The sequence below is a fragment of the Croceibacter atlanticus HTCC2559 genome (assembly GCF_000196315.1).
GTDB lineage: Bacteria > Bacteroidota > Bacteroidia > Flavobacteriales > Flavobacteriaceae > Croceibacter > Croceibacter atlanticus.
The window spans coordinates 667457-687757 of record NC_014230.1 but is presented as its reverse complement, the minus strand read 5'-3'; the positions used below and the strand labels follow the sequence as shown (position 1 = coordinate 687757).

Here is a 20301-nt window from a genome sequence, read left to right as displayed (position 1 = left end):
AATTTCGATTTTTCTGAAACACTATACGTGAACTGGTTTAACCTCTCATTAAAACTTAATAATTATCCACTTAATTCTGCAAAACGTAGATTAAGTGAAATTGTTAATATACCTGAGAAAGACTACCAAAGCTATATAGACGAGAGAAAGCTTAACATCGTAGAACATCACTTTAATACCACCGCGTATTATAAATCTTTATGTAATGGTAAACTGCCTAAGCATTGGTCAGATGTGCCAATAGTAACCAAAGGTAATTTCCAGGTTCCGCTTCAGGATCGTTTGAGTGCAGGCTTTACAGCTAAAAACACATATGTAAACAAAACATCTGGATCAAGTGGTCACCCTTTCATTTTTGCTAAAGACAAAACTTGTCATGCTTTAACTTGGGCTAATATTATTAAGAATTTTGGTGGCTTAGGCTTAGACTTCAATACTTCCTACCAAGCCAGGTTTTATGGTATTCCTTTAGATAAATTAGGGTATTATAAGGAACGTGTAAAAGACACTTTTGCAAAACGTTATAGGTTTCCAATATTTAATATAAATGAAGAAACACATGAGTTTTATATTAAAACATTTACAGCTAAACAATTTGATTACATAAATGGTTATACGAGCGTAATTGTATTATTTGCTAAATATTTAAAACAAAAAAACATCATACTTAAAGATATTTGCCCTAGCCTTAAAGTTTGCGTTGTTACAAGTGAAATGCTTTTTGAGGAAGACAAATTACTTTTAGAGCAATATTTAGGAATTCCTATAGTAAATGAATACGGCGCTAGTGAGCTGGATATTATTGCGTTTCAGGATGTAGAGGGCAATTGGCGTATAAACACAGAAACGTTGTTTGTTGAGGTGTTAAATGAACAAAACAAACCAGTATCTCTTGGTGAACCTGGAAAACTGGTTATAACGAGTCTTTACAATACTGCACACCCGTTTATACGTTATGAAATAGGTGATTTAGGCATCTTGAGAGAAGATAGTACTGCAAAACATACATTTTTAAAGTCTCTTATTGGCAGATCAAATGATATTGCTAAAACACCAAGCGGTAAAATTGTTCCAGGCTTAACCTTTTATTACGTGACTAAAAGTGTCATAGAGGATCAAGGCAATGTGAAAGAATTTGTTGTAAAACAAACAAAGCTGGATTCGTTTAAAATTGAATATGTCTCTAAAGAAGAACTAACTCAAGCATTTAAAACTAGGGTAAAGGAAGCTTTGAGCAATTATTTAGAACCAGGTTTACATTTAGAACTTATTAGAGTAGAGCAATTAAAACGAAGCAAAAGCGGAAAATTAAAACAGTTTGAATCTTTATTATGAAAGAGATCTGTATTGTAACTAATTATTTTCCTCCGGAAACAGGAGCAGCTTCAAATAGAATTAGCTTCTTAGCTACATTGCTAGCTAAAAAAGGATATAAGGTAACGGTTCTTTGTCCGTTGCCAAACTATCCAAAAGGGCAAATTTTTAAGGGTTATAGGCGTTCATTTTTTAGGAAAGAAGCGCAAGCTAATATTAGCGTTCATAGATTATGGCTTTATGCTACAAACTCAAAAAATAAATGGAAACGGTTATTTTCTATGCTATCATTTTCTGTGAGTTTATTGTTTTATAGATGTTTTAAAAAGCCTGCAGAAGTAGTAATAATACAATCGCCACCTTTACTAATTGCATATTCTGCAATAAGGCTGTATGCCTCAAAGAAGAGAAAGGTTATTTTAAATGTTTCAGATTTATGGCCACAAGCAGGATTGGATCTTGGTGCATTAAAAAAAGGAAAATTTTACAACTATCTAAAAACTATTGAAGCCTATAATTATACAAAAGCTGATATGGTTATGGGGCAATCTCAAGAAATATTAGATCACGTGCGTAGCATACATCCACAAAAGGAAATGGTGTTATACAGGAATTTTCCAGATATTAAATTTAATACTGACTCTACAATTTCAATAAATGCTCCTGTAAAAATCATATATGCTGGCTTATTAGGAGTTGCACAAGGTATTTTGGAGTTATGTAAACATATTAAGCTTCCGGAAAATGTTGAGCTTCATATATATGGTGACGGACCTGAAAAGCAAGCGCTACTTCAATATTTAGATAGTGCTAACAAGAATAATATTATATGTCATGGTGAAGTCTCAAAGTCTGAGTTACATACATTATATGAAAATCATCATATTGCATTAGTTCCTTTAGTTAGACCTATTTTAGGTTCAGTGCCATCAAAAATATTTGAAATAGCCCATTTTGGGCTACCAATACTTTATATGGCAGGTGGCGAAGGAGAGCATATTGTAAAAGAACATGCTTTGGGTTATGTTATTAATACACAGGATTATAAGGAGCTTAATGAAACTCTCTGCACTTTAAAAGTTAAAGATTTATTAGATAATAGAATTGAAATAAAAGCTATAGCTAAAAAGCATTTTGTGATTGAAAAACAGTTACAGCAGCTATTAAATGCTATTGAAGCTTAGTAGGCCTTATCTTCACCTTTAGCAGTGTTTTTAATTGTGAGCAGTAGGATTTTAATATCTAACAGAAGCGACCAATTTTCAACATAAAAAATATCATATTTTACGCGGTTAATAATATCGTCGTCTGTTTCAACTTCACCTCTAAAGCCACTTACTTGTGCTAATCCTGTAATGCCAGGTTTTACAAAGTGGCGTACCATAAACTTGTCTATACGCTCTGCATACATTTCTGTATGACTAACCATATGAGGTCTAGGACCTACTACAGACATGTCTCCAAACAATACATTTATAAACTGCGGAAGCTCATCTATACTTGTTTTCCTTATAAACTTTCCAACTTTTGTAATACGTGTATCACCACGAGTAACTTGATGTATATGTGCTGTAGGATTAGGTTTCATAGACCTAAATTTATAGCAACTAAATTCTTTATAGTCTAACCCGTTTCGTTTTTGTTTAAAGAATACAGGTCCTTTAGATTCTAATTGTATTAAGATGGCAAGAATAGGTGTGAGCCAAGTAAGAATAAAGACAAGTACAAATATGGATAATGCAATATCAAAAACACGTTTTATTATTTGATTTATAGGATCATCTATAGGAATACTTCGTAATGATAAAATGGGTAAGTACCCATAATAGTCATAATTCATTTTTTTAGTATAAATCTCCTTGTTATCCGGCAAGAATTTGAGAACCTTAAGATTGTTGTCTGCAAAATCTATAAGGCTTTTCATCTGCTCATCGTTTAGCTCAGATATAGAACAGTAAATTTCATCTATGGAGTTAGTTAAAATAAACTCATAACAGTCTTGTAATGCTAGCTCGTTGGTATCATTTACCTCGAACATATGCTTTAAATGGTAGCCGTATTCTGGGTTGCTGGTAAAAAACTCTTTAAGCTTAAGGGTTTTTTCATTTACACCTACAATTACGGTTTGCCTATAATTTCCTCCAAGAATTACTCTATATTTCTTAAGAAAGTAAAAAATGGTGAACTTAATTAGGGTTATAAGCCCAATGACTTCTGCTATATAAATTACAATTTCTGTAGCGCTCCTATTAAGTTCATTATAAAACCCAAAGAAGGAAAAAACAATAAGGGTAAAGAAAAAGGCTTGCTGTAAAACTAAAGCTGCAATTTTAGTGGCTCTAGTAAACCTATAAACATCATAAAACCTAAGTTTTAAAGATAAAATTAACCAGCCAATAGTTACAAAAATTATGTAGTTGAGGTACTCTAAAGGCATCAATATAAATTGAGAAGCCAAGAAATTTACAATACACAAGTCGACCAAATAATTAAATGGTCTTATATATCCTGAATATCGTCCTCTTCTGTAAATCATTATTTTACAATATGCTTAGAGAAGTCTTTGTGTTCGCTTCTATAAAGCTCTTCTTCACTTAACCCTTTAAAATACGCATAGGTTTTTTGCATACCATCTTCTCTAGACACTTTAGGAGACCAAGACAACTCTCGTTTAGCAACGGTAATATCTGGTTTTCTTTGTAAGGGATCGTCTGTTGGTAAAGGCTTAAATATGATTTTCTGGTCGCTGTTTGTTAGCTTAATAATTTCTTCAGCAAAATCTAAGATTGTAATTTCTTCTGGATTACCAATATTTACAGGATCTGTATAATCACTCATTAATAAACTATACAAGCCTTCAACTTGATCATCTATGTAACAAAATGAACGGGTTTGTAAACCATCGCCAAATACTGTGAGGTTTTCACCTCTTAACGCCTGTCCTATAAATGCAGGTATTACTCGACCATCATTAAGTCGCATTCTTGGGCCATAGGTATTAAAAATCCTTGCAATTCTTGTTTCTAAGCCATGAAACCTGTGATAGGCCATAGTTATAGATTCTTGAAAGCGTTTTGCTTCGTCATAAACGCCTCTTGGTCCAATAGTATTTACGTTACCGTAATACGTTTCTGCCTGAGGATGAACTTTAGGGTCTCCATAAACCTCAGAAGTTGAAGCAATTAATATGCGAGCACCTTTTTCTTTAGCTAAGCCAAGTAAATTGTGGGTTCCTAAAGAGCCTACTTTTAATGTTTGAATAGGAATTTTAAGATAATCTATAGGACTTGCAGGAGAAGCAAAGTGCATGATGTAATCTAAACTTCCTGCAACGTGTACAAATTTTGAAACATCGTGGTGGTAAAATTCAAAATTTTCTAAGGCAAATAGATGTTCTATGTTTTTTAAATCTCCAGTTATGAGATTATCCATACCAATAACGTGACAACCTTCGTTTATAAATTTATCGCAAAGATGTGATCCTACAAAACCGGCAGCACCAGTTATTAATACTCTTTTTGGCATAGAAACTTGTTTTACATTAAGGCATAGCATATTTGCAGTACTAAACCTGGTAGTTTTTAAATCGTAGCAAATGTAAAGTAATGTTTTTTTATAGGTAAGAGTTTAGCTGATGTTTGTCTTACTAAAGTTAAGATATTAAATATAGTACTCCAAAACTCTTTTTAAGGTATACTATTTTAAAAGAGTTGCTATCCTACTTTCCATTTCTTTTAAAATAACATTTTTTGAGAATTTACTAATGATATAGCACTTTGCATTTTCACCAATCTTTTGTGAATAGGATTCATCATTAAAAAGACATTCTGTATAAGTTAAAAGAGCATTAATACTGAACTCAGCTTCATCAACGTATTTACCACCTTCACTCTCTTGAATTGTTTTTTTAACTTCAGATAAACTGCTACCAGTTACTAAAGATGGAACAGAGCTACCCATCATCCCTAATATTTTAGAGGGCATTACTGTATCAACAATTTCTGTTTTTTGAAACAAAATATGCAATTGAGCACTTGAAAGAACATGTCCTAAATCCTCATAGGGAACAGGTTCATAGTGAGAAACCTGTGGTAATGTTTTCGTGTTTTCTTTTAGCCATGCTTTTTTTGAGCCGTCTCCAATGACAATGAGTTCATACCTTTGCTTATCTAACTTTGAAGCATATTGTACAAAAGTATCCCAATCTTGTTTGTCTCCTATATTGCCAGAATATAAAATTTTAAATTTATTAGATGAAAAATATTTATGAGGCTTTTTATAAGTCTTGTCTATCTTTTCATTGTCTACCCAATTAGGTAAGAAATATGTTGGTGATTTTGTTTTAGCACTTAGTTTTTCTAACATCGTATTGCTAATAGTGCTGGTAATATCTGCTTTGTTAAGCAACCAAGATTCAACTTTAAAAAGCAAACCAAAGAGTGGCGTTTTTAAGCTAAATTTCTTTTTTGTAGTTAAACCAGACTGTAAAGCAGCATCAAATTCAAAATCTTGAATGTGAACCCATAATTTAGCATTTAATCTCTTTTTTAATAACCAACCTATACCTGCTGATGGCGTTACAGGTATTATTGAAATTACAAGGTCTGTCGATTTTATTTTAAATGAATTGATTAAACTGCCGAAGCTAAAATCTAATATATGTAAGATACGTTTAATAAATGACGGAGAATTAGGCACATACTGTTTATAACGATATATAGTAATGTTATTTATATCTTCTTTTATGAAATTAGGGTTGTTTTTATAAGATTTCCAAACTTCCCATTGTGGATAATATGGAAAACCTGTAATTACATTTACCGCATACCCTTTGTTAACTAGGTAATTTATGAGTTGTGTAGAGTAAAGACCTATAGCAGTGTCTTCAGGATAAAAATTTATCCCAATGAGAGTTATTGTTTTATGATGTTGCTGTGCTTCTATTTTTTATAACTTTTGCAGGACTGCCTAAACATACTTTTCCTTTTGGCAAATCCTTAAATACTGAGCTTCTTGCTCCAACAACGGTACCCTTTCCAATTGTAACATTTGGTGCGACATATACATCTGTTGCGAGCCAGCATTCATCTTTAATGTGTATAGGTTTTGCAAAAATAGCAAAGTCTCTTTTTAAATAGTCATGAGAACCTGTGCAAAGATATGATCTTTGAGAAATGACAGCGTGTTTTCCAATATTGATTTTTCCTAAAGAGTATAAAACAACATCATCTCCTATCCAGCTGTAATCGCCAATTTTAACTTTCCATGGGTATACAATACTAACGCTTGATCTTATTAAAACGCCTTTACCAATTTTTGCGCCAAAGCATCTTAAAATAAATCTTCTCCAACCATAAAATAATTGAGGAGATGGTTTAAATAATAACGATTGTGCTATCCACCAAAACTGGACGTAAACTTTTGATTTACCTCTAAAACCATTTGGAGTACTATAATCATCTAATTTTTGAAATTCATTCATTTTCAATATTCATAATACTTATAAAACCCTCAATAAACTTTAGAGTTGTAAGTTTTTCTATATAATTCATATTAAATTTAATAATATCCTCTTGTGCTCTAGAATGCTTAGAAACTTTTTTTATAGCTTCTGAAATTTCAAACGACGATTCTTTTTTAATAAATGTAATTTGAGTGTTATTAAACATATCTTGTAGCGCTGGTTGCTTTGTTGCAATTATTTTGTTGCCAGTAGCCATTGCTTCTAAAATAGATAATGGTAAGCCTTCAACCATTACAGAAGGACATATTAATATATTACTCCATTTTAAAAGCTGTTTTTTCTTTTCTCCTCTAACAACACCAAGATACTCAAGGCTATTAATGCTATCTATTTTTTTGTTGTATTCTACAGTTTTCTTTGAGTCCATTGTACCAGCACACTTAGCGGTAAACTTAAAACCTTCTAACTCTAAACTCTCTAGAGATTCAAAAAAATACTGAATTCCCTTACCTGTCATCAAGTTACCTAAAAAAACTATTCGAGGTTCGTTTATTGTTTCTAATTTCTCCTTTTCAGTATTAGTGAGTAGAATATCTTTAGATACAAAATTAGTTAATACATATATATTTGAAACATCAATAAAAGGAGTGAAATTATTTTTTAAAGACTTAGAAAGTACAATAGCTTTGTCTATCTTAGATAAGATAAATTTTACTAATTGTTTTTTTAAACCACTAAGGTTGTGGTGCATATCACCCAGGTAGTTACCGTGTAAGTGAATAATTACTTCTTTAGACAATAATTTACCTAGTAAAATATAAAAGCTATATTTTAATACCCCGAAGAAACTTTGACCAATGGTTATATATATAACATCATTGTTTAAAACACATTTTATATTGAAACTTATTGTAATGAAAAAGAATAATTTATCAAAACTAAAACTACCTGTTTTATCTTCAAATTTAGAGTAGGATGTGTCTAATTTAGAAACCATATATTTCTTGTTTAGCAAACCCTCATATAAGGTAAGGTTGGCAACAGAAAGACCGGTAATAGGGTTAGGGAATGGCCCAATAATTATTATACGTTGTTTTTTCTCCAAGGTAATTCTTGTGTTGATATTGTTTGTAAGAAACAACTAAAATAACTGAAATAGATAACACCATCTTGGCGTTCTAAAATATTTTCAGTTAGCATTACTAAAGCATAAAATGCAATAGTATATATAGCCAAATAATTATTTTTTGATTTTTGATTTTTGAATACTATTATGTAACAGATAATAATAATTGTCGTGCCTATTATACCTAATGCAAGTAGAAAACTTAAATATTGATTGTGAGTATTATATTGCCCAGCAAATAATAGGTCTGATGTTTCTTTGTTCTTTTCGAATAGTGTATTCTTAGAGTCTCCAATACCATAACCAATTAATGGCTCTTCTTTAAAAATTACTATAGCATTTTTATAGATAGAGTACCTAATGTTAGTTGAGGTCACATTGTTCTCAATAGTATCTATAGAAAAAAGTTCTTTAAAGTTTCTGTTAGCTCTATCATTAATAAAAAGAAAGCATACGCAAAGGCATATTATAGATACTCCTAAACCTCTAATTAATGAGGATTTGTTGTGTTTAAAAAAATAAAAGAGAGCTATTAGACCTATGGCTATCATTGGTCCTTTCTTGCTCATTAAAAACATAAAAAATACTATAAGAAACACAAGTAAACCTCTTATTGTAAAGTTTAAAATATTTCGTTTAAGAGGTATAAACATTAAAAATATAAGCGAAAGACACAAGTGCATAGATAGGTATATGGGATGAATCATATAACCCTCAATCTTATCATCTATTAAATGAGAATAATGATATAAAACGTCAGCAAACGTAAACTCTGTAAAATAAAAGTATAAGAAATAATACAGGTTAAGTAAAATAGCACTTAGGATAAATGCGTATAATAACTTATAAAGGACTTTAGAGTTACCGTAAAGTTTGTATTTAGAGTTTACTAAAAAAGCAAAATACCAAGGAAAGACTAATAGTGATGCTGTTTGCTCAATTTTTTTAAATCCGGTGTCAAGGTTTTCAGTATATAAGAGGCTAATTAAAAAAAGTATTGAGACACAAGCATTTATTAAAAAAAACTTGAGATTAAATTTTAATTTATTCTTTATTATAGTAATGAGAGCAAAAAGAGCAAAAACACCAATGGCTAATGGCTTTTTGTCAAAAGGCAATAAAATAGAGCACATCATAACTAGACAACCCAAATAAAACCAGTTTTTAGAAGAAAATTGCATCATGAGCTTGTTTTACTTTTAGAAAAACTAAATGTTATACACTTCTCAATTATTTTAGGTATAACAACAACGCCTAAAAGTGTTCCTATAAAGTATGCATAGCCATTTGTGAAATCTCCTCTAAGCAAGAATAATAGGTGTATTGCAAAATAAAATGAAATAATTTCTTTTAGTGCATCGCCTGAGTTTAACCATTGCATAAGTTTTATGATAGCAAAGGATAGCGCAATGGCCATTAAAAAAACACCAACCCAACCAAAGTTTATATATCCTTCTGAAACAATAGGGTTAGATATGTTATTAAATCTAAACCCATATTCTTCAATTAAATGATCGCCAACAACCTGGCCAGTTGAGTAAGGTTTTCCTTCCCAAATACCTCTAGGTATAAAAAACAATAAGGAACTTAAAAGTTGATGTCCATATTCTAGACCATTTAACTTAACATAGTCTACAGTTGCTATAATATTAGCGTAAGCATCATAATGCAAGGTGCTAAAAGCTCTTAATATTCCTTCTTTTTGCAGATATTCTACAATTTCTTCAGGATGTTCAATCATTTCCTGAAATGTAATCCTTAAGTGTGTAAGTGCTGAGATTAGAGGAAATGCTATAATCATCGAGATAAATAAAAACAGAAATGACTTTGCATTTTTATTTATAATCTTCGGAAAGAAAAGATAGATTAGGGAAATGTAAATAGGTCCTAGTGCATTTCTTTTTTCGGTCAATGGATTTTTAAGCACTAACAGTATAAATAGCATTATTAGCATTACACCAAAAATTATAATACTATTTCTGCTTAATTTAACTTTACTTCTTAAATAGCTAAAGCAAATAGCTACACCACCCAATGGGACCAAGAAAAGTACTTTTTTACGTATAAGTAAACTCCCTACAGAAGTGTCTGGTTTCATCCAGTTGGCTCGCTCTATTTCATTTATTAGAAAGCCAAAATTTGTAATCAAAATAACTGCACATATTATTACTAAAGTTATTGCAATAATAGGTGTAAATGGAGATGGAGATTTTGGGAGGGCTTTTATATATACTCTTTTACTCTTAAAATGAACATAACTAAGAAAGAATATTATATTAAAGAATAATATTACTGCATTAGTATAAATAACAACATTAGAACTGTAAGGGAAAAAATTTATAAAAGTATTAACTTCTGGGTCAATTGCATTAATCTGAATGATAGGAGCTACAATAAAAAACAAAAAATTAAAAACTATATATGCAGATAAAAATGGAGAATATGTTTTTTCAACCTCTAAATGATAGTATGTAATAGCTGTAATAAATAAATAATTAACAAAGAAGGATAACCATACACTTATATCTGTATAAAAAAACAGAAATAGCGGAATACTAGTTACTAAATACACAAATATTAAAAAGGTCCTTAAATTCATGTAACTTTAATCTAAGTTCATTAAAAAGGGTTCTGCCATAGCTTCAATAGAGTACTTATTTTGGCAAAAGTTACAAATTACCGAACGTTTATTAATCCAGAAGTCTTTATTCTCAAAAAATAAAAGGCTTTTATTTTTAAAGTCTTCAATGTCATCAGTTTTAAAATACAACGCATTCTCATTTGGATGTACAGCTTCAATCTCTGGAGAGTGATTTTCATTTTCAGAAACAAGCATAGGTACCCCAAACCCAAAACTTTGAGTTACTGAAAGCCCAACGTATCCAGGAGAAACACTAAACAATGCATTGTCGTATTGAGTTTTTAGCTCAGAATAATTTGAGATATGACCTAATAATTTAACTTTATGAGCAATGTTGTTTTTTATAATGTAGTTCTCAAGAGCCTTTTTTTCTTCTCCATCGCCAATAATTATTAATTGGCTATTTTTTGGCAAAGATGAGTGTAAAGTAAGAAATGCTTTTATTAAAAAAAGTGGTTTTTTGCCTTTTGTTAACCTGCCTACATATAAAATATTATTCTTGTCATTAAGGTCTTGAGTAGAAGCCACCATTTCTTTTTTGAAAATTAAAGCATTACTAGCTGTATAGATAGGTTTAGACGGCATCTTTAATGATAACTCTTCCTCTTGAGTTTTTGTATATACAATTATTTCATTTGCTAATAACCTCATAAAATGTCTAAGCAAATCACTTTTGCTATTAGGACCAGACCTTGGCCAAGCGTGTCCCCAAACAATAGTTTTTCTATTTAGAATTTTCCTTAAAATTAATATTAGCCAATTAGATATATTTCTAGGATTCAGGCTAATTACAAATGTGGTATTTGGTTTTAAAACATATTTCCAAAAAGGCCCTGTCTGGAATAAAAAGTTTCTATTAAAGAAAAAGATGTTTTTAACAGCTCTGTGGAAGCTAATGGTTTTGTCTGTTGTAATAGTTTCTTTAAAAAATCTTTCGCCTCCAAATAAAATAAAATTATCTTCTAATTTTATTTTTAAGTAGGTAAAGAATTTTACCCTATAATCTGGAATGACAGTTTGTATGATAATAAGTTTACTCATGAAACTGTAGCATATTTTTTAAAGTAAATATATCCGAGAATTAATAATAAAAATTCAGTCAATACAACACTAATTGTTGTCCCATAAATACCATAATAGTTTACAAGGACAAGACTTACGGTTAAATTAAACAGACCAGCACAAATCATAATATTCATTCGTGTCTTGTACTTCTTTATTGCAGGCAAAAACAATGCGTTAAAAAGCATGTTTAAACCTGAAAATATAGAGATTAAACTTAATGCTTTAAAAACAATTGCATAATTAGAAATTAAATTGTCGTCATAAATTATATCTAATAATGTTTTACCGAGTACTATAATAATGATCGAAATGATAGTACTTACTAAAAGTATATAAGGCAATAACTTTTTAATAGTATTGATTTTCTTTAAATCACCTTGCTTAGAAAGCCAAGGATAAAATGCTTGATAAAGAGGCGTATATACATTTTTAATAGCTAAAATTAATTTTTCAATACTAGAGTAAATCCCAGCAGTTGTATTTGAAGTAAACATACCAAGAATAAATACATTACTACTTGTATAAAGGCTTATTGCAAAGTTAGATACAAATAAACTTGTACTATCTGATAGCAATTGTTTAATTAAGTCAATTTTTGGACGCGTAATATATACGTACTTAAAACATAAACCCACACCAAGTAACCCAGCAATTATAAAGCCTAAAGAATTATATATAGGGACATAAATATAATCCTGTTCTTTTGTAATTAGAATAAAAACAAGTGCAGTAAAAATTGATTTAGCTAAAATATTTATTAGCGTTACAAATTTCATTTTTTCGATTCCCTGAAAAAACCAAACAGGAAACAAAGCTTGCCCTATAACTAAACCAAAGCTATAAAGGTAAACACTAATATCTACGCTAAACCTTGTAAATACACTAATTATAAAATAAAAGATTGAAAAGGCAATTAATAAAAGGAAAGCCTTTATAACGAAAATAGCAGAGAAGATCTCCGAAAGCTTTTTCTTGTCATCTCTTGCTAAAGATACTTCTCTAGTACCACTTAAATTAAAACCATAATCTACAAACACATTAAAGAAGATAGTTAAAGATTGTGCTAACATTATTAAACCAAACTTATCTGTACCTAGTACCCTTACCAAATAAGGTAAAACAAGAAGCGGTAAAATATAATTAGCGGCTTGAAGCACTAAAAGCGAAACGTAATTAGAAGCTATTGTTCTATTCTCCTTGGCTTTTAGGTAGTTTTTAAACATATACAATTAGTTAAATTACTTTGAAGCTTTATACCAATTGTATAATTTTTGAATACCCTCTTCTGTTTCAATGTCGTGAGACCAACCTAATTTATTAAGTTTAGAAACATCTGTTAATTTTTTTAATGTTCCGTCTGGTTTTGATGTATTAAAGGTAAATTCTCCTCTAAATCCTAAATGCTTTTTTATGCTAAACGCTAATTCTTTAATAGAAATGTCTTTTCCTGTACCAATATTAATGTGGGTATTTCTAATAAAAGAGCCTTTGTCTTTTATTAAATCATTAAAATTAACTTGCTGCATAATAAAGACACAAGCTTTAGCCATATCCTCACTCCATAAAAACTCTCTCCTAGGTGTACCACTTCCCCAAATTTCAACAGAGACAACATCATCTTTTTTTGTAATTCCAAAGCTGGTTAATACTTTAAGAATGTCCTCCTTTGGTGATTTTCCAGAAATAGCACCAATAGGCAACTTATTTAAATCTTCTTTAATAATTTCCCAATCATCTAATTCTAAGGCTTTACCTAAATGTATTTTTCTAAGTAATGCTGGTAGTACGTGAGATTTTTCTAAATCAAAATTATCGTTATACCCATAAAGATTTGTAGGCATTACAGATATATAGTTTGTATTATATTGAATATTATAACTCTCACAAAGCTTAATTCCTGCAATCTTAGCTATAGCATATGGTTCATTTGTGTACTCTAAAGGTGAGTTTAAAAGATAATTTTCTTTAATAGGTTGTTGGCTATCTTTTGGGTAAATGCAAGTACTTCCTAAAAATAGAAGCTTCTTAACGTTATTTAAATAACTATGGTGAATAACATTATTTTGAATCATTAAGTTTTCATAAATAAATGATCCTCTATACGTATTGTTAGCTACTATACCACCAACTTTAGCTGCAGCTAAAAAAACATAATCGGGTTTATGCTCTGAAAAAAACTGTTCTGTTTCAACTTGATTGGTAAGGTCTAACTCTTTATGTGTTCTGGTTATAATATTATGATAGCCTCTAGACTTAAGCTCGTTAACAATAGCTGAGCCAACTAAACCTCTATGTCCTGCAACAAATATTAAAGCATCTTTCAACATATTTATTCAAAATAATTCATAATTGTATAACCGCCTTTCTTAAGATAGCTTTCCTTTTTCATAAGGTTTAGGTCACTTTTCATCATATCATACACAAGGTCTTCTAATTTATGATCGGGTTTCCAACCTAGTTTTTTAAATGCTTTAGAAGCATCGCCTATAAGTAGCTCAACTTCAGTTGGCCTAAAATATTTTTCATCTATTCCAATTACTTCTTGTCCTAAAGAAATGTTGTATTCTGATTTTGAAACAGCTGTTACAATACCTTTTTCATGAATGCCTTTTCCTTCAAACTTTAATGTAACTCCAAGATAATCAAAAGCCATTGTAACAAAATCACGAACAGATGTAGTTTTACCAGTAGCAATCACCCAATCTTCGGGCTCTTCAGCTTGTAAAATCATCCACATCATTTTTACATAATCCTTAGCGTGCCCCCAATCTCTTTTAGCATCTAAATTTCCTAAATACATTTTATCTTGTAATCCAAGTGCAATTTTAGACGCAGCTCTAGTTATTTTTCTTGTAACAAATGTTTCGCCTCTTATAGGAGATTCGTGATTAAATAAAATACCATTACAAGCAAACATGTTATAAGCTTCACGATAATTTACTGTTGCCCAATATGCATAGAGTTTTGCAACAGCATAAGGACTTCTAGGATAAAAAGGAGTGTTTTCGGTTTGAGGAACTTCTTGAACTTTACCATAAAGCTCAGATGTTGAGGCTTGATAAAGTTTAACGTTATTTTCCATTCCTAATATGCGTATAGCTTCTAAGAGACGTAACGCACCTAAACCGTCTGTATTAGCTGTATATTCTGGCATCTCAAAAGACACCTGCACATGGCTCATAGCCGCCAAATTGTATATTTCATCCGGCTTTACTTCTTGTATGATCCTAATGAGATTTGTGCTGTCTGTTAAATCACCATAGTGTAAAAAGAAATTTTGATTTTCTACGTGTGGATCTTGATATAAGTGATCTATTCTATCTGTATTAAATAAAGAAGATCTTCGTTTTATGCCGTGTACTATATAACCTTTTTTTAAAAGAAATTCACTTAAATAGGCACCATCTTGTCCGGTAACTCCAGTTATTAAAGCAATTTTTTGGCTCAAAATTTCAAATTTTAAATTAACATCTTGTTCAAATAACTAACTATTAAAGCTTTTTGAATTTCCAAGTTTCATTCTGTTCTACACTTCCTAAATATTTAAATAATTTTATACCTAATATTATAAGAATGGCTAATAGAATAAAAGCTATGCTGAGGTAATAACTTTTAATTATCCTAAATGGACTACCATACTCCGGAAATCGCTTAATGACATTTACAAAATTTTTAGATTTATTAATATCTTGAATTGTACTCACCAATTCTAAGCTTAAATCCTTTTCATATGAATACAACTCAGGAGTTTCTTTATAAGCTTCTTTAGCTCCTAGGTCTATATTGGTGCCGGCGCCATTTTGCGGTTTATTTGCTTCTGTAATTAAGACTTGCCTTAATACAGATCTAGTTGAATCAATACTCTTTAAAGAATTTTCTAATAGTTTCTTTTTATTTAAAAGAACATCCATCTCTCTATCTCTACGATCTGTTATGTTAGGTGAGTCTGAAAAATCCCAAAGCTTATTATTTAATAAGCTAAAACTTTCGTTTTCCGAAGAGTGCGCTTTTATTTCAAAATTATCATAATCTTCAAATCGCATTTCTTCTTCATACATATTGAAGCTGAAGTTTTTTTGAAGAGTAGAATCTTGCTCATAGATATAATCGTAATAATCAAATCTTAATTTATTAATACTATATATTGGCTCTATTTCAAAAGAAATTAATTTAGCAGCTTTAGATGGTTCTATTTCTAAAAGTCGGCCTAATTTAATGGAGTCTTGATTGATTATTAGCTCATTAAATTCTTGTATTCTTGCTCTTAATTGAAATTCGATTTCATAATTAGTTTGTACAACTGCAGTAGCTTCATAAACCTCAGACTTATACTTTGATGCAATACGCTCTGCAACAAATCCAAGGATGGCTGCAATAATTATAAAAATCAAATATTTTTTTAAAAAGCTTAGAATAAGAATAAATAGAACAAAAACGTTATGAATTAACCGTCCTATCCATCTAAAAAGGTTGCCAAATCCGTTTCCGATAACTTTAAATAGCTCAATAATATTTATTTCTTCTTGGCTATCTTTTTTTTGAGTAGTCTCTTCACTCATAGTGCTTTAATTAAGTATTTGTTCTAATATTTTTTTAGTTATCAGGTATGTTGGTTTTACACCAGTGGTTCCTAAACCTCCAGAAGCAAGTGTGCTTCCTGTTTCTAAAGGATTGTCACTTGCATAATAAGCGTATCTTACTTTTACATCGTCTTTAATGCTACCTCTTATTCTTGATGCTGCTTGTATTGCTTTTTGATAGTGCGCACCTTCCATTTCTAGTCCTATAACATTCCAGGTTGAATGGTGAAAGAAACGTAAAATATCCTTGTTCTGCAATGAAGTACCCATAACGGTAATCATACTACCATCATATACATCTAAGCCTTGATTTTCTAAATCTTCTACTTTTAATTCGTTTACAAATGGATAATTATCTGCTGTTCCTTCAAACAAGTGTGCATTAGGAATCATAATGTCTCCTTTGCCACCTTGCAAAATCCCAGCTTTACCCATTATTGAAACACTTTTCACATTCATGAGTGTTGTGCCACTTTCTGTAGTGTAGGGTTTTAAAAGCTCATCCATAGTCTCATAGGCTTGCTCACCAAAGGCATAATCCATAACCATAATTACAGGTGCTGTTTTAGCCTCAAGACTTTTATCTAATTTAGCAATATCAAAAATTTGAACATTTATATTGGCACCACTTTTATCCTCTAAGTAAGTCATGCCATTTGCTAACGCTGTTTTCATAACTTTAGTACGCAACTTGCCACTTGCAGAGTTACTTAAGTCTTCATAAATAGCATCTATGTTCTTTTTTTTAAGCTCTGTAGTTAAAGATGTGGGTGCGTATAGTGTATTCATAACACTATGCATATTGGCGCTAATAATATGTAGTGGTCTTTCAAGTAAACCTAGCTCTAAAAGCGTTTCCTTTATTTTTGTAGCCCAAATTTCTCCATGAATATGGTGTCCTAAACGCTCTCTTAGTACTGGTGTAAAGGTTACTAGGCGTTTGTTATTGTGTATAACCTCTTCAATAGCCAGTTTTCCTAACCAATAAATAACATGTAAAAAACGGTCGTTAGAGTCTGAAGTGTTAAACTGTGGATATACTGTTGAAACCTCCTTAAATGTCCTACCTATAATATTAGCAGTGTGAGTTAATGCTATCTCGCGTTCTGCTTGTGAAAGATCTTCTTTTTGAAGGACAGCCTTTTCTAATTTTTTCCAATCTCTAGTTACATCACCATTCTCATTTATTATAACACGACGCATAATTTTATGAGACTCCATAAATAAAAAAGTAAGATGCGTTAGGATATCGTAAATTTCTGAGCGACCTCTAGTAATTTCAATATTCATCTGCTCATCATCTATACGATAGCAGTTACGTCTTCTTTTAGGAGGAATAATAGGCTTAAAGTGAGAGTCACCGTAACCTTCATCACTCGTTAAGTTTATAAAACTACATTCTTCAATACCAAAAGGCAGCCTGTCTATAACATAAAGCAAACCTTGAAGCTCTACTTTTTCTTCTGCTATTGTACCATATATTTCTGGTCGTAATGTTAGTAGAGATTCTCTTAGTGTTTCTCCAGAAACGCCCATAGGCTTATAAAATCCGCGATTAAACAAATGTCTCATCGTTATGTACATGCGCTCTATGGCATTTGTACTTTCTTGTGCTCTGCTTCTGTTATTTTGTGTTTCCTTACTCATTATATAATGCTAAGATAGTTTTTTTAAGATTGCAATTCGTAAAGGCTATTTGCTATTTTACGGTCGTTAGACAGTCTTGGCAGTTTGTTTTGACCGCCTAATTTGCCCTGAGTTTTCATATATTCCTTAAAGCCATTCTTTTTTACTTTAAAAATCTCTAGTGGTCTAAGAATTTTTCCATCTATTAAATCTTTGTAATAAGAATTTTGCTGTTGTAAAGCCTGGTCTATTCTGCTTGAAAATGCAGCTATATCTTTTGGCTCTGTTTCAAACTCTACAAACCATTCGTGATAGGGTAGTCCTTGTTTTGGTTCTATTTGAGGTGCTACAGTAAACTCACTTATAGAGACTTGGTAAGAACTACAAGCATCTTTCATTGCCTCCTCAACTTCTTTGGCAATCACATGTTCGCCAAACGCAGAAATAAAATGTTTTATGCGTCCGGAGACTATTACTTTAAATGGTTTAAGTGAAGTAAACTGAACGGTATCTCCAACATTATAAGCCCATAATCCTGCATTGCTAGAGATTAGCATAACATAGTTTACATTTAACTTAATGTCTTTTAATGTAAGGCGTTTAGGGTTTTTGTCGAAAAATTTATCTGCTTCAATAAATTCATAGAATATACCAGAATCTAGCTGAAGCAACATGCCATTATCATCTTGTTTGTCCTGAAATGCAAAAAAACCTTCAGATGCTGGATAAAGTTCAATACTATTTACTTTCTTCCCAATTAACTTTTCAAAAATGGGTTTATACGGCTCATAGTTAACGCCGCCATAAATAAAAAGATTAAAGTTTTTAAAAAGGTCTTTTATATCCTTATCGCTTTTTTCCTTTAAACGTTCAAAATACATTTGCACCCAAGGCGGAATACCACTAATAACAGTCATGTCTTCATTAATGGTTTCCTCTACAACAGCATCTACCTTTGTTTCCCAATCTTCTATACAGTTGGTTTCCCAACTTGGCATTCTGTTTTTTTGAAGGTAGTTTGGTACAAAATGGGCTACAATACCAGATAGGCGTCCCAACTTAATACCGTTTTGCTCATTTAGCTCGGGACTTCCTTGCAGAAAAATCATTTTTCCATCGACAAAATCTGCATTGTTTGTTTCAGCTATATAACAAAGTATGGCATTTCTTGCAGCGTTTATATGACCAGGCATAGACTCCTTGGTTAAAGGAATATATTTTGATCCACTTGTGGTACCAGAGGTTTTTGCAAAATAAAGAGGTTTACCTTTCCATAAGATATCCTCTTTTCCAGCTACAGCTTCTTCTACATAAGGCTTAAGATCTTCATAATCTCTTACGGGTACATATTTAGCAAAATCTGTATGGTCTTTAATAATTACAAAATTATGATCCTTACCAAATTTGGTGTCTTTGGCACCATTAATTAATTCCCTTAAAACACGCTCTTGTGTTTTAATAGGATTAGCTGCCCAACGATCTATTTTTCTCCTGTGATAATGAGCAAAGACTTTTGCTGCAAAAGATTTTAATGACATAGGTTATTCGAAATCTATAAGATCTGAAGGATTTAATGGGTATCCATTACTCCAAATCTCAAAATGTAAATGTGGTCCTGTAGTGTACTCTCCAGTAGATCCTGCTGTGGCTATAACTTCGCCAGTACTTACTAAAGAGCCTTGTTCTTTTTGTAATGCAGAGTTGTGTTTGTATACGGTTATTAAACTATTGCCGTGTTCAATTATAATAACATAGCCGGTTTCTGCTGTCCATTCTGCAAATATCACGGTACCGTCTGCTGCAGCTTTAATTGGTGCATCTTTAGCAACAACAACATCTACAGCGTAATGTTTTTCTTTAAAATTATAACCTTCGGAAATGCTACCGTTTACTGGAGGAAACAGTGTAACATTTAAATTTGAAGGGTTTGTTTCTTCAAAGACATTATACTTGTCTTCTAAAGCTACCTTTTCTCTTAGCTTTAAATCTTCTTCAGAAGGTGACAGGTTAATAGAGTCTATACTTATTCTTGCTGCTTCTAAAATTGAATCTTTATCAATATCTGTAGACTTAACATCGCCACTAAGCACCTTTTTAATGCTTTCGTAATATTGATTATTAATGGCAAGTGCTGTTTCTAGCGAGTCTGTTTTATAAGTAAGCTCTGTAGCTTTTAGCTTTAAACTTGTAGAAGAATAACCAGGAATATATTCTTTTAAAGGAGTAAAGGCAATAAGTACTGTTGTTCCTGCAATAAGCAATAAAGACGTTAGTGTAACTAATATAAACACGTTTAAACGCGTTAACTTTAAAGAGACGCGCTCTTCAAAAGTGTCTTCATTTAAAATAACCATTCGGTATTTATGAAGCAGTCTTTTCTTAAGTTGTTTTTTTTCTTTCTTAGCCATAGCGTTTTGCTGGTTCACAAAGATACTATTTTCGATATTACCACTAAGAAAACGTTTGGTTATTGAATTATATTCTA

17 protein-coding genes are annotated in these 20301 nt (G+C 31.3%); 2 read left to right on the top strand and 15 right to left on the bottom strand.

Going from position 1 to position 20301, the window contains the following annotated elements; translation table 11 throughout:
* Positions 1-27 precede the first annotated feature (27 nt).
* Together CA2559_RS02985 and CA2559_RS02980 are read left to right on the top strand one after the other, a co-directional pair.
* Positions 28-1335, top strand: coding sequence for a phenylacetate--CoA ligase family protein (locus tag CA2559_RS02985; protein WP_013186360.1), 1308 nt, complete (start codon positions 28-30; stop codon positions 1333-1335).
* The gene (locus CA2559_RS02980) at positions 1332-2498 is read left to right on the top strand and encodes a glycosyltransferase family 4 protein (protein WP_013186359.1); all 1167 of its coding nucleotides are present in this window, start codon (positions 1332-1334) and stop codon (positions 2496-2498) included. The genes CA2559_RS02985 and CA2559_RS02980 overlap by 4 nt, the downstream gene beginning before the upstream one ends.
* Here the strand turns inward: CA2559_RS02980 and CA2559_RS02975 are convergent.
* The 15 genes from CA2559_RS02975 to CA2559_RS02905 all read right to left on the bottom strand — a co-directional run bounded on the left by CA2559_RS02975 (position 2495) and on the right by CA2559_RS02905 (position 20224).
* Positions 2495-3850, bottom strand: coding sequence for an undecaprenyl-phosphate glucose phosphotransferase (locus CA2559_RS02975; RefSeq protein WP_041240880.1), 1356 nt, complete (start codon positions 3848-3850; stop codon positions 2495-2497). The two genes, CA2559_RS02980 and CA2559_RS02975, sit on opposite strands and share 4 nt — an antisense overlap.
* Complete coding sequence (locus CA2559_RS02970; RefSeq protein ID WP_041241094.1) at positions 3850-4839, bottom strand: UDP-glucuronic acid decarboxylase family protein; 990 nt, start codon at positions 4837-4839, stop codon at positions 3850-3852. The genes CA2559_RS02975 and CA2559_RS02970 overlap by 1 nt, the downstream gene beginning before the upstream one ends.
* A 171-nt stretch (positions 4840-5010) precedes the next feature.
* A complete protein-coding gene (locus CA2559_RS02965) occupies positions 5011-6222 on the bottom strand; it encodes a WcaI family glycosyltransferase (protein ID WP_262485279.1) in 1212 nt (403 codons plus the stop codon).
* Positions 6223-6235: 13 nt separating this feature from the next.
* The gene (locus CA2559_RS02960; protein ID WP_013186355.1) at positions 6236-6796 is read right to left on the bottom strand and encodes a putative colanic acid biosynthesis acetyltransferase; all 561 of its coding nucleotides are present in this window, start codon (positions 6794-6796) and stop codon (positions 6236-6238) included.
* On the bottom strand, positions 6789-7883 hold the full coding sequence (locus CA2559_RS02955; RefSeq protein ID WP_013186354.1) for a glycosyltransferase family 4 protein: 1095 nt from the start codon (positions 7881-7883) through the stop codon (positions 6789-6791). The genes CA2559_RS02960 and CA2559_RS02955 overlap by 8 nt, the downstream gene beginning before the upstream one ends.
* Positions 7862-9088 (bottom strand): O-antigen ligase family protein, encoded by a 1227-nt coding sequence (locus CA2559_RS02950; RefSeq protein WP_013186353.1) that lies wholly within the window; start codon positions 9086-9088, stop codon positions 7862-7864. The genes CA2559_RS02955 and CA2559_RS02950 overlap by 22 nt, the downstream gene beginning before the upstream one ends.
* Entirely contained in the window at positions 9085-10503 is a 1419-nt protein-coding gene (locus CA2559_RS02945; protein ID WP_013186352.1) for an O-antigen polymerase, read from the bottom strand. Before CA2559_RS02945 ends, CA2559_RS02950 begins: the two co-directional genes overlap by 4 nt.
* A 6-nt stretch (positions 10504-10509) precedes the next feature.
* Complete coding sequence (locus tag CA2559_RS02940; RefSeq protein ID WP_013186351.1) at positions 10510-11586, bottom strand: glycosyltransferase; 1077 nt, start codon at positions 11584-11586, stop codon at positions 10510-10512.
* Complete coding sequence (locus CA2559_RS02935; RefSeq protein WP_013186350.1) at positions 11583-12833, bottom strand: oligosaccharide flippase family protein; 1251 nt, start codon at positions 12831-12833, stop codon at positions 11583-11585. The genes CA2559_RS02940 and CA2559_RS02935 overlap by 4 nt, the downstream gene beginning before the upstream one ends.
* A 15-nt stretch (positions 12834-12848) precedes the next feature.
* Entirely contained in the window at positions 12849-13937 is a 1089-nt protein-coding gene (locus tag CA2559_RS02930) for a GDP-L-fucose synthase family protein (RefSeq protein ID WP_013186349.1), read from the bottom strand.
* Positions 13938-13939: 2 nt separating this feature from the next.
* A complete protein-coding gene (gmd, locus tag CA2559_RS02925) occupies positions 13940-15058 on the bottom strand; it encodes a GDP-mannose 4,6-dehydratase (RefSeq protein WP_013186348.1) in 1119 nt (372 codons plus the stop codon).
* Positions 15059-15101: 43 nt separating this feature from the next.
* Entirely contained in the window at positions 15102-16169 is a 1068-nt protein-coding gene (locus tag CA2559_RS02920; RefSeq protein WP_013186347.1) for a hypothetical protein, read from the bottom strand.
* Between the two features lie 6 nt (positions 16170-16175).
* Positions 16176-17837, bottom strand: a complete 1662-nt coding sequence (locus tag CA2559_RS02915; RefSeq protein WP_013186346.1) for a DUF6909 family protein — start codon at positions 17835-17837, stop codon at positions 16176-16178.
* Between the two features lie 23 nt (positions 17838-17860).
* Positions 17861-19354 carry a GH3 auxin-responsive promoter family protein gene (locus CA2559_RS02910; protein WP_013186345.1) on the bottom strand — a complete coding sequence of 498 codons (1494 nt, stop codon included), beginning with the start codon at positions 19352-19354 and terminating at the stop codon, positions 17861-17863.
* A 3-nt stretch (positions 19355-19357) separates the two neighbouring features.
* Positions 19358-20224 carry a M23 family metallopeptidase gene (locus CA2559_RS02905; protein ID WP_041240876.1) on the bottom strand — a complete coding sequence of 289 codons (867 nt, stop codon included), beginning with the start codon at positions 20222-20224 and terminating at the stop codon, positions 19358-19360.
* Positions 20225-20301: the final 77 nt, after the last annotated feature.